Raw genomic sequence first — 10,216 nt, forward strand, 5'->3', positions numbered from 1 at the left:
GCCTGAGCGTGGAGCAGGTGAAGCGCGTGAACCAGGCGGTCGTGACCGCGTTCAGCACGCCAGAGGTCAAGGAGGCGATGGCCAAGCAGGGCAACACGATCCAGGTCTCCACCCCGGAGGCGGCCACGGCCCATTTCAAGCGCGAGCTGGCCAAGTACGCGGCACTGGTGAAGAAGGCGGGCGTCGAGCCGCAGTAGGTCATGACTGCAGCGACGCCATAGCGAATCAGCAAAGTCCTGATTTCATAGCGTCATACGACCATTTCACGCTGGGAATTGACGCATTTTGCTGAGATTCTTGTCTGAAGGCCTGCCGGGTCATGCCTTGGCGGGCACTGCGGCCTTCCTCCGCCAGGCGGCCGGCGGCAAGCCTTCCCATTTGGCAAAAGCCCGGGTGAACGCGCTGGCGCTGGTATAGCCCAGTTCGGTTGCAACGCTTTCGATGCTGTTGCCGGTGTCGCGAAGTTGTTCGCAGGCGATCTCGCGGCGCGCCTGGCTTTTCAGGGCGCGAAAGCTGGTGCCGCACAGTTCCAGCCGTCGGTTCAGGGTCCGCCGATGCATGGCAAGCCGATTGGCCAAGGCGTCAAGGGAACTGCTGCCCTCGCGTACCTGATCGAGCACGGATTGAAATACTTTGTCCTGGAAGTCGAGGTGCACCCGACGGATGCTTTCGTTCACGCGGTCCTGCAAGTAGCGCCGCATCAGGGGGTCAGCCTGCTGCACCGGTGAATCCAGCCATTTGGCATTGAAGACGAGAGCATTTTGCTCTGCGCCAAACGACAAGGGCGCCTGGAACGTTTGTTGATAGGGACGAACATCTTCGGGCCTGGGATGGCGGAGATCCACGCGCAGCAACTTGCACTCACGGCCGCACAAGGCCAGCAAGGTGTTGCGCAGGAGTGCCAGGGCGCCGTCGGTGACTTCGGCCGCGCCGGTGGCCGATGGCTTGATGATGTCGAAGCGCAGGGTGGCCGTTCCCTCCGCCACCGACAGCCTCACCGTCGAGCCTCTGTCATGCAGATCGGCATGGTGGATCATCTCGCGCAAGGCCGTTCCGGCATCCGGAGCCTGCATCGCCAGGAACCCGATCAGGCCCATGGAGCCAATTCCATTGTGCTGGCCCACCAGCAAGCCAAAGTGGGGACATGCCGTCGCACCCACGCAGGCGGCCAGCAAATGGCACATGAGCCGAAATGGAATGGTCTCCTCTGGATCCGCGAGAGTCGCAAGTGGCAGACCGACGCCTTCAAACACGGTCACCGGATCAAGGCCGAATTCGCGCAACAGGCCGGGAATCACCAGCAAGGGGCCGACGCGGATCATCCCCGAATCGGGGGGCAGCAGGTCCGCGGAAGCCTTGATGCTCATGGTTATTGACCTCAATCAGGGTACTTGGCGCAAAGTATCAAGAACTCGTCGCGCGAAGTCTAACGCTGGCGACCCCCCAAAGCTACATTGTTTTCGTTGGTCGGCCGTGCCTGCGTAGCTGGCGTCCCTGAACAAACGGAGGGGTGATGACGAGATGGTGCAACCGATGGGTGGGGCGCTGGGTGTCCCTGCTGTGTCTGGCCATTCCAGGTCTTTTGCCTGTGTCCGCGCGCGCGGCACCGCCTGATCTTGGCGCCATTGAAGCCGTCCGCATCGCGACCGAGGCCTATATCTACGGCTATCCACTGGTCACCTTCGACATGGCCCGCAAGCAGCAGACCAACGTCACCGTGCCAGACGCCGAGCACGCGCCGATGGGCCAGATGATCCGCATGCGCACGTACCCCGCCGTGGACAACCACTGCTGCGCGGCCCCCAACGCCGACACGCTGTACACCGAAGCCTGGCTCGACGTGTCCAAAGAGCCTGTCGTTTTCAGCATCCCCGACATGGGCAACCGCTACTACATGATGCCCATGCTGAGTGGCTGGTCCGAGGTGATCAAGGTGGCCGCCAGCACCACGACCGGCAGCAAGGCCCAGGCCTATGCCATCACCGGCCCCGGCTGGAGCGGCACGCTGCCCAAGGGCGTGACGCAGGTGAAGTCCCCCACCGGCATGGTCTGGATCCTCGGGCGCATCTACAGCACCGGAACCCCAGAGGACTACAAGGCCGTGCATGCGCTGCAGGACCAGTTCAGTGTGGTTCCGCTGTCCGCCTGGGGCAAGCCCTACACGCCGCCGCCCGGCGTGGTGGATCCTGCCTTTGACATGAAGGCTGCCGTGCGCAAGCAGGTCAACGCGCTCGACATCGACGACTATTTCAAACGGCTGGCGCAGCTCATGAAGACCAACCCGCCGACGGCGCAGGATGCGGCCATCGTCGCGCAAATGGCCAGGATCGGCCTGGTGCCGGGCAAGGACTACGACCCGTCCGGCCTTGGCGCGATCGATCGGGAGGTGCTGAAGGCAGTGCCCAAGCTTGCGCTGGTCGAAATGGGCATTCACCTCAAGCGGCAAAAGACCACCAACGGCTGGCTGTTTCTTACCAAGGGGGTCGGCAACTTCGGCACCGACTACCTGACGCGCGGCATGGCCAACCTGCTCGGCCCGGGCTGGAACCGCCCGCAGGACGCCGTCTACCCGCTGTCGCAGAAAGACGCCAAGGGCGACGCCTACGACGGCTCGAAAGCCAACTACGTGGTCCGGTTCGCCAAGGGCCAGTTACCGCCGGCCGACGCCTTCTGGTCGCTGACGATGTACGACAGCGACTTCTTCTTCGTGCCCAACGCCCTCAACCGCTACGACGTGGCGAGGCGTGACAAGCTGATCACCAATCCGGATGGCTCCATTGATCTGTACCTGCAGGCCGAATCGCCCGGCAAGGACAAGGAAGCCAACTGGCTGCCGGCGCCCAAGGGCAAGTTCCAGCTCGTGATGCGTCTTTATGCGCCGCGCAAGACTGCGCCGTCGGTCCTGGACGGCAGTTGGACGCCACCGCCAGTAGAGCGAGCACCCTGAAGTACGAAGTCATTCGGCTTGAGATCGCCGCAATTTGCAAAAGGAGAAAACCATGGCAATGAGCAAAGGTATGAAGTGGGGGCTCGGCATCATCGCCGTGCTCGCGGTCGCCGCGGCCGTCCTGTATCCCAGGCTGGTCGTCACATTGCCGCCTGACGGCGCCGAGGCGAAGCTGAATACGTTCAAGGGGACCTACGGGCACCGCTACACCGAGATGTTCCTCATCGGCGGGAACGCGATCACCAAGAACCTGGAGGCGAATGTCTACAACACCTGGGGGCTGAACGGAAGCGACACCACCGGGGATTCTTCACCGGCGGTGCTGCTCGACAAGATCGACGTCAAGGAGATCGCGAAGCAGTACCACATGCTCGCCGCGTTCAAGAACGGTGCCCGGCTTTGGACACTGGACTGGATCGAGGTCGAGATGGGCAAGGAGGTGGACTTTGGCGGCATGAAGGCGCGCTGGGTGAACTGGCTGGATCTGAGAGGCATCAGCACGGAACCCGGTGCCGCCGACTACAAGAACATCACCGTCACAAGGCACACCAAGTTCGGGTTCAACAAGGGCACGCGGATCTCTGTCCTGGAAGACCCGCAAGGCAACCCGTGGGTCATGAAGTCGTTCAGCCTGATCACCTTCCCCGATCAGAAGTTCGCTGACATCGCCACGCTGGGCAGCCGCCTGAAGCTGCCGGCGGGCTGGAAATTCCGCTCCGTGGTGCTGGAGCAGGACCTGGTCCTCACCCCCGAGAAGGACGGCACTGCGCACATCACGCAGGACGACTTTGGCAACACCTATGACCGCGCGGGTGGCCCGTTCAGCAATTTCAAGCCTTAGCGTCATGCCGGACATCGGGATTTTGAAGTCGGTATTTTCTTATTGAACTGGAGAATGAACATGAAATCATTGAATCGCACTGTGGGACTTCTGGCCACGGCACTCTGTCTGGCCATTCCCCTTGCAGCGCAAAGCGCTGGAAAGGCGGCCGACGGAGCGCCGATGGTCAAGGCACTGGAAAGCGCCATGACCCCTGGCGAGGGGCAGAAGCGACTCGAACCGATGATCGGGACCTTCAGCGTCAAGATCCTCACCTGGGTCACGCCCAAGGGCGCGCCGGTTGAATCCACGGGCACCAGCGTCAATGCCTGGGTGCTGGATGGCCGCTACGTGCAGTCGATGCTGGCCAGCAACGTTGCCGGAACACCCTACAGCGGCATCGGCTACATGGCCTATGACAATGTGGGCAAGAGCTACCAGGCGACCTGGATGGATTCGGGCAGCACGGCAATGACCTGGTTTCGGGGCAACCTCGACCCGTCCGGCAAGTCCGCGACCCTGAAGGCGACGATGCCGAATGCACTGACGGGCAAACCATCGCCCGTCGAACTGCGTCTTTCGATCGAACCAAACGGCAGTCACGTCACCCAGTTGTGGGGGCAGGGGGCTGGCGCGAAGATGGTCAAGCTGATGGAACTTCAGTACACCAAGACCAAATAACGAACACCCCAGAAATCAGGAGAACAAACATGTCCAAAATGAACTTGAACACGAGCGTCTGGGCCAAGGCCCTGCTCGGCGCGATGGCGCTTTTGATGGTGACTGAATCGGCCTGGGCCATCCTGGGTGTCTGGCGCCGGACGGCGGTGGTTGTCGGCGCCACCACGGCCGCTGTTGCGACCACCGAGGCAGCGGCTGCCAGCGCCAATGCGACCGCATCCAAGGAAGCCGCAGCCGCGGCGAATGCACAGTCGGCCGCCAACGCTTCGGCCGCCGCGGCCCAGCAGTCTGCAGCCGCAGCGCAGCAGGCGGCCGCGCGCGCCGCCACACCGCCGCCTGCTCCGGCAAAGACCACAGAGCAGAAGCTTGCTGAACTCCAGTCGCTATACGACCAGAAGCTCATCAGTCAGAGCGACTACCAGGCTGCGAAGACGAAGATTCTCAACGCGATGGCAAACTGAGATCGTCGCGTCCCACGCACCTTTGAAGGAATACAGAATGAATGCAAGACGCTCATTGCTGAACATCGCACTGTTGACGGTTGCCGCCATGCCGCTGAGCGGACTTCTCACGGCGGCTGTGGCCGCGGATCCCAAGGTCCAGCTGATGTTCGTCCAGAGTTCGGAGAGCCTGCGGGCCGACGACAAGACCCTCAGGCTGGTCAATGTCTCGCCACAGACCATCTACTTCACGGACCGGCCGGTGCGCATGGCCGGCCACATCACCATGCCTGCCTACCTCAAGGAGTGGACCGCAGCGGCGGGGCTGGACAACTTCAGCAAGGACCCGCCCAACGCGACGCTGTCGGTGTACGAATCCGGCAAGGAAGCCAATACGCTGACGGTGGTCGAAATCAGCCATCCGGTGGTTGAAGGAAAAGATATCGTCTACCGCTACAAGCTGCTGGAGGGCAAGGTGCCGACCAAAGGCGGCGCGACGTCATTGTTCATCGACTGGATCGGCCCGGGCGGTGGCGTGGGTGCGGGTTTCCACGGTGTTGGCGCGGGCGGGCGCGGCGTTGGAGTGCGGTGAATGCTTGCCGGTGGAGGGCGGGTACGGTAACGTTTGCCAATGAGCCTGACTTCGTCCCCGTATCGCTTCATCGTCGCCTGCCTTGCTGCCTTGTTCGCAGTAACGGGCCTCGCGCAACAGCCTGATATCGGCCCCATGGGCATCGCGGAGAGCGCGAACATTTCGAACCAGATCGAGGGAGCCAGAGCGGCGCTCGACCAGCAACGGGCCGAATTGGCGGCCTTGCACCACGCAAAGTCCACGCTTGACGAGCGCATGCGCTGGGTCGAGCGGCGCGCCAAGGTGAACGCCCTGGGTGGCGAGTTTTCGCAGACCCTGTTGGACTACCTCCACCAGTTGCCACCGGCGCAGCGCTTTCGCGCGCTGCACGCGCAGCATGCCGAGCAGATGGCGGCTGCCAGCGACCAGGAATTGCGCGTCGAGCGCACCCTGCATGAGATCAAGGCGCGCCGAGTGGCGGGCGCAACGCCGGGTTTGCCCTTGCAGTCCCCTGCAGCCGCGCCAGGCGGCGAGTCACTGGACCCCGGCCAGCGCGATGCCCTTGAGCGGCTGGCCGGTTTGCTGCGCGAACGCCTGGAAACGCTGGAGCGTGCCAATTCGGCCGCGCATGAACTTGAGCAGAAGTCGATCGCGGCGCAGAAGGCGCTGGCAGGCTACCTGTTCTGGATTCCAGCGCTACCCTCTGCAAAGACCTTCATCGAGTTGACGCCCTCGCTCGCATGGACGTTCTCGCCGGTGAACTGGCGCTTGGCCGGCGGGCTTGCGGCCGACGAACTGGCACGCCGGCCTTTCTGGCCCGTGTTGGCGCTGTTGACGGCGGGCGCGTTGTTGGCGGCGCGCGGCCGCTTGCGCCGGCGCCTGGTCGCGCTGTCCCCCGAGGTCGTGGGCTGGGGCCGGTTCCGGATCTGGCACGCGCTGGCGGCCGTCGCCGTCACGATTGCGCTCGCCGTGCCGGGCCCGATGCTGCTCCTGACCGGCGCCGCCCTGCTGGCGGCGGCGCCATCGGATCAGGGCTTTGTGCTGTCGCTCTCCGGTGCCTTGCGCATGGTCGCTGCGCTATCGCTGGGCCTGTCAGCCCTGGCCTGGCTGATCGACCCCGACGGCCTGGCGATCCGCTACTTCGGACGCAGCGCCATTTCGCTTGATGCCGCAGGGCGGACGCTGCGCCGGTTCATGTTGCCCTTCGTGTTGGTGTTTTCCGTGGCCGCGCTGAACATGGTGGAGCACGCGCCCCAAGCCAACCGGGAGAGTCTGGGCCGCCTTGCCCTGGGGGTTGTGATGCTCGGCAGCGTGGTGTATCTGGCGCGCCAGCTGCGGCGACGCGGCCCGCTGGTGCAAAGCCTTGTCGCCAGCGCGCCGCACAGCTGGGGTGTGCGGCTGCACCTGGTCTGGTACGGCCTGCTGGTCGCGACGCCGCTGGCCGGTCTGTTCTTCGCCGCCGCAGGCTACTCCATCGCTGCGGGCTTTTTCTGGACACGAATCGTCGAATCACTGTTCCTGGCGCTGGGAGCAGCTGTGCTCTACGGTGTGGTCGGCTTGTGGGTGAAGGTTCAGCGCCAGCACCTTGCACAGGCGTCCGATGCTGCGCAGGCGATGGTGGTCGGTGGTGCGACCGTGGACGACAGGCGTCGTCCTCCGCCCGATGTCGCGGCGCTCGGTGATCAGGCGCGCTCGTTGTTGCAGCTGCTCATCTCGCTGGCCCTCGTCATCGGTCTTTGGGCGGTCTGGCAGGATGCGATGCCGGTGTTGCAGTGGGTCGGTGATTACGCTTTGTGGCGCGGCACCGAAACGGTGGGTGGCAAGGAGGTCTTGCACGTCCTGACCATCGGCGATCTCTTCATGGCAATCCTGGTCGGCGTATTGACGGGGGTGGCGGTCCGCAAGGTGGGTTCGCTGGTCGATATCGTGGGGATGAGCCAGCTTGGTTTTCAGGCCGACGCCACCTATGCCATCAAGGCCGTGACGCGCTATTCGCTCGCCGCTGCCGGCGTGCTGGTCGCCAGCAGCATTTTGGGTATCGGCTGGGGCGACGTGCAGTGGTTGGTTGCCGCGCTCGGCGTGGGCCTGGGCTTTGGCCTGCAGGAGATCGTTGCGAACTTTGTCTCGGGCCTGATCGTGCTGGCCGAGCGACCGATACGGATCGGCGACGTGATCACGGTGGACAAGACGACGGGCAAGGTCGCGCGAATCCGTGCCCGTGCCACGGTGGTGGTGGATTTCGACAACAAGGAAGTCATCATTCCGAACAAGACCTTCATCACCGCGCCCGTGGTCAACTGGACCCTGTCGAGCCAAGTCAGCCGCCTGGTTCTCAAGGTCGGGGTGCCCTTTGGCAGCAACATCGCCGCGATTCAGCAGCGGATCGTCGAAGAGGTCGGACTGCTGCCGGACGTACTGTCGAATCCACCGCCGGCTGTCTTCTTCACGGCGTTCGCCGACAAGAACCTCGAATTCGAAATTCACGCCTACGTTGGATCGTTGAACGATCGCTTCAGGGTGCAGCACGAAATCAATCTGGCGGCCGAACGCGTGCTGCGAGAACAAGGCGCCGACGCCCCCCCTTCATGACAGGATTCCCCATGGTTTTGCAATCTCGGCTGGTCTGGACAACGACGCTGGCCGCGCTGCTGGTGCTTGCCGGTTGCGCCAGCCGCCCGGTCAACCCGCCGATGACGCAGGTCGACCCGAATGGCGGGTACACCTTCCAGACGCGCCAGAAGCACTTCAAGAGCCGGGACACCCTGGTCGTCTTGGCCTTCTCGGGCGGTGGTACCCGCGCGGCGGCATTCTCCTACGGGGCGTTGGAGTTTCTGCGACGCACCGAGGTCGCAGCGCCGGATGGCACCAAGCTTCGTCTGCTCGACGCCGTCGACATGATCACCGGTGTGTCGGGCGGCAGCTTCACGGCGCTGGCCTACGGTCTGTACGGCGACAAGCTGTTTGCGAACTACGAGCAGCGCTTTCTCAAGCGAAACGTGCAGGGCGAACTGCTTTCAAGGGCGGCAAGCCCCAGTCATTGGGCCGACTACATCGGGGGCACGGCCGGGCGATCCGAACTTGCGGCGAACTATTACGACGAGATCCTGTTCAACGACGCGACGTTTGGCGACCTTGATCGAGGCGATGGCCCCTACATCGTGGCGTCAGCCACCGACATCTCGACGGGCAGCCGCATCCCCTTCAACCAGTCCGTCTTCAACCTGATGTGCACGGACCTCAATGCCATCCGCCTGGCGCGCGCGGCATCAGCTTCGTCGGCCGTACCGGTGGTGCTGTCGACCGTGACGCTCAACAACTACGGCGGCACCTGCAACGCCGACGTGCCGGCCTGGGTCAAGATGTTCACGCAGTCGGACAATCCCCCGCGGCCCGCTGCGCGGGCAATCCGCGAGCTGAATGAGGGCCAGGCCCTGGCCGATGGCGTGAACCGGCCGTATATCCACCTGGTCGACGGCGGCATCTCCGACAACGTGGGCATGCGCGGTGTGCTCGATGCCTTGCAGTTGCTCGAAGCCTTGCATGCGGCGGGCGTGCCGACGCCGCTGGACCATGTGAAGCGAATTGTCGTGCTGGTGGTCAACTCGCTGTCTTCGCCCCCCACCAACTGGGACCGATCGGAAAAGGGGCCAGGCATGGTGGACGTGCTGTTGAAATCCAGTGGCGTGCCGATCGACCACTATTCCTACGAGGCGGTCGAACTGCTGAAGGACATTTCCGCACGCTGGGACACGGCGCGCCACCTTCGCGACCTGGCCGGCTGCGCGAGCGCGAAGGATTCGCCGGTTTGCACCGCGATCCGCGTGCCGCAGGCGAAGATCTACGCCATCGATGTGTCGTTTCCGGCGCTGAAGAACCCGGCGGAACTGGCCTACCTGAACGACCAGCCCACCAGCTTTGTTCTGCCGGCCGAGGCGGTGGACCGCCTGCGGGCGGCGGCGGGCACCATCATCGGCGCATCACCCGAATTCCAGCGGCTGCTGAAGGATGCCGGCCTGAAAGTCGTCAGCCCACCGGCTGCAGCCGGTGCCGGGCCGGCCGCCGCCCCGTGAAAGGTGCTGGCGCCCGGCCTGCATCCGCAGGGCCGGCGCCTTGCTTCAGGCGTGAACAGGTGCCAGGGCCTCATCAAAATCGCAGGACGCCGTCCAGAATATGCATGATAATTCATGACCAATCGGTCGGCTAACGCCGTTCAGTGCCTGTTTCCTTGACCCAACCCACCCCAGACATGACCACTCTTCTCCAAAGTTTCATCGGCGGCCGCTGGATCGGCGCCCAACCCGCCCAGGCGCTGCGCAGCGCCATCAACGGCGAGACCGTGGCCCTCACCCATGCGGACGCGCTCGACTTCGGCGAGGCGGTGGACTACGCCCGCCGCGTGGGCCTGCCGGGCCTGCTGGCGCTGGATTTCCAGCAGCGGGCCGCGCGGCTGAAGGCGCTGGCCAAGTACCTGGGCGAGCGCAAGGAAGAGCTCTACGCCATCTCGGCCCACACCGGCGCCACGCGGGTGGACGGCTGGATCGACATCGAGGGCGGCACCGGCACGCTGTTTTCCTATGCCAACGTGGGTGCGGGCGAACTGCCCAGCGGCAACCTCATCCACGAAGGCCCGGCGCTGAACCTGGGCAAGAAGGGTCTGTTTGGCGGCACGCACATCCTGGTGCCGCGCGGCGGCGTGGCGGTGCACATCAACGCCTTCAACTTTCCCGTCTGGGGCCTGCTGGAGAAGTTTGCGCCCA

At 64.1% G+C, this 10,216-nt stretch carries 9 protein-coding genes and 1 pseudogene; 9 read left to right on the plus strand and 1 reads right to left on the minus strand.

Annotated elements, in window-relative coordinates; genetic code table 11:
* Positions 1–197, plus strand: a pseudogene (locus tag ACMUOY_RS06830) (tripartite tricarboxylate transporter substrate binding protein); the annotation flags it as partial.
* A 120-nt stretch (positions 198–317) separates the two neighbouring features.
* Here ACMUOY_RS06830 and ACMUOY_RS06835 read toward each other — a convergent pair.
* Entirely contained in the window at positions 318–1,367 is a 1,050-nt protein-coding gene (locus tag ACMUOY_RS06835) for an AraC family transcriptional regulator (RefSeq protein ID WP_413891944.1), read from the minus strand.
* Positions 1,368–1,513: 146 nt separating this feature from the next.
* Here ACMUOY_RS06835 and ACMUOY_RS06840 point away from each other — a divergent pair, with 146 nt between their 5' ends.
* From ACMUOY_RS06840 to ACMUOY_RS06875, 8 genes are all read left to right on the plus strand, one after another.
* Complete coding sequence (locus ACMUOY_RS06840) at positions 1,514–2,947, plus strand: DUF1254 domain-containing protein (RefSeq protein WP_413891945.1); 1,434 nt, start codon at positions 1,514–1,516, stop codon at positions 2,945–2,947.
* A 52-nt stretch (positions 2,948–2,999) separates the two neighbouring features.
* Positions 3,000–3,788 (plus strand): hypothetical protein, encoded by a 789-nt coding sequence (locus ACMUOY_RS06845; RefSeq protein WP_413891946.1) that lies wholly within the window; start codon positions 3,000–3,002, stop codon positions 3,786–3,788.
* A gap of 60 nt (positions 3,789–3,848) precedes the next feature.
* Positions 3,849–4,448, plus strand: a complete 600-nt coding sequence (locus tag ACMUOY_RS06850; protein WP_413891947.1) for a DUF1579 family protein — start codon at positions 3,849–3,851, stop codon at positions 4,446–4,448.
* Between the two features lie 29 nt (positions 4,449–4,477).
* On the plus strand, positions 4,478–4,909 hold the full coding sequence (locus tag ACMUOY_RS06855) for an SHOCT domain-containing protein (protein WP_413891948.1): 432 nt from the start codon (positions 4,478–4,480) through the stop codon (positions 4,907–4,909).
* A gap of 37 nt (positions 4,910–4,946) precedes the next feature.
* Entirely contained in the window at positions 4,947–5,480 is a 534-nt protein-coding gene (locus tag ACMUOY_RS06860; protein WP_413891949.1) for a hypothetical protein, read from the plus strand.
* Positions 5,481–5,519: 39 nt separating this feature from the next.
* Positions 5,520–8,048, plus strand: a complete 2,529-nt coding sequence (locus ACMUOY_RS06865; RefSeq protein WP_413891950.1) for a mechanosensitive ion channel domain-containing protein — start codon at positions 5,520–5,522, stop codon at positions 8,046–8,048.
* Between the two features lie 11 nt (positions 8,049–8,059).
* Complete coding sequence (locus tag ACMUOY_RS06870) at positions 8,060–9,529, plus strand: patatin-like phospholipase family protein (RefSeq protein WP_413891951.1); 1,470 nt, start codon at positions 8,060–8,062, stop codon at positions 9,527–9,529.
* Positions 9,530–9,705: 176 nt separating this feature from the next.
* On the plus strand, positions 9,706–10,216 hold a 511-nt coding region (locus ACMUOY_RS06875), incomplete at its 3' end, for an aldehyde dehydrogenase family protein (RefSeq protein WP_413891952.1).

This window comes from Candidatus Skiveiella danica (assembly GCF_022705245.1).
GTDB lineage: Bacteria > Pseudomonadota > Gammaproteobacteria > Burkholderiales > Burkholderiaceae_C > Skiveiella > Skiveiella danica.

Bases quoted from the DNA above. Each gene is read 5' to 3' on its own strand.
- ACMUOY_RS06835 (WP_413891944.1), bottom strand. From the start codon at position 1,367: ATGAGCATCAAGGCTTCCGCGGACCTGCTGCCCCCCGATTCGGGGATG.
- ACMUOY_RS06840 (WP_413891945.1), top strand. From the start codon at position 1,514: ATGACGAGATGGTGCAACCGATGGGTGGGGCGCTGGGTGTCCCTGCTG.
- ACMUOY_RS06845 (WP_413891946.1), top strand. From the start codon at position 3,000: ATGGCAATGAGCAAAGGTATGAAGTGGGGGCTCGGCATCATCGCCGTG.
- ACMUOY_RS06850 (WP_413891947.1), top strand. From the start codon at position 3,849: ATGAAATCATTGAATCGCACTGTGGGACTTCTGGCCACGGCACTCTGT.
- ACMUOY_RS06855 (WP_413891948.1), top strand. From the start codon at position 4,478: ATGTCCAAAATGAACTTGAACACGAGCGTCTGGGCCAAGGCCCTGCTC.
- ACMUOY_RS06860 (WP_413891949.1), top strand. From the start codon at position 4,947: ATGAATGCAAGACGCTCATTGCTGAACATCGCACTGTTGACGGTTGCC.
- ACMUOY_RS06865 (WP_413891950.1), top strand. From the start codon at position 5,520: ATGAGCCTGACTTCGTCCCCGTATCGCTTCATCGTCGCCTGCCTTGCT.
- ACMUOY_RS06870 (WP_413891951.1), top strand. From the start codon at position 8,060: ATGGTTTTGCAATCTCGGCTGGTCTGGACAACGACGCTGGCCGCGCTG.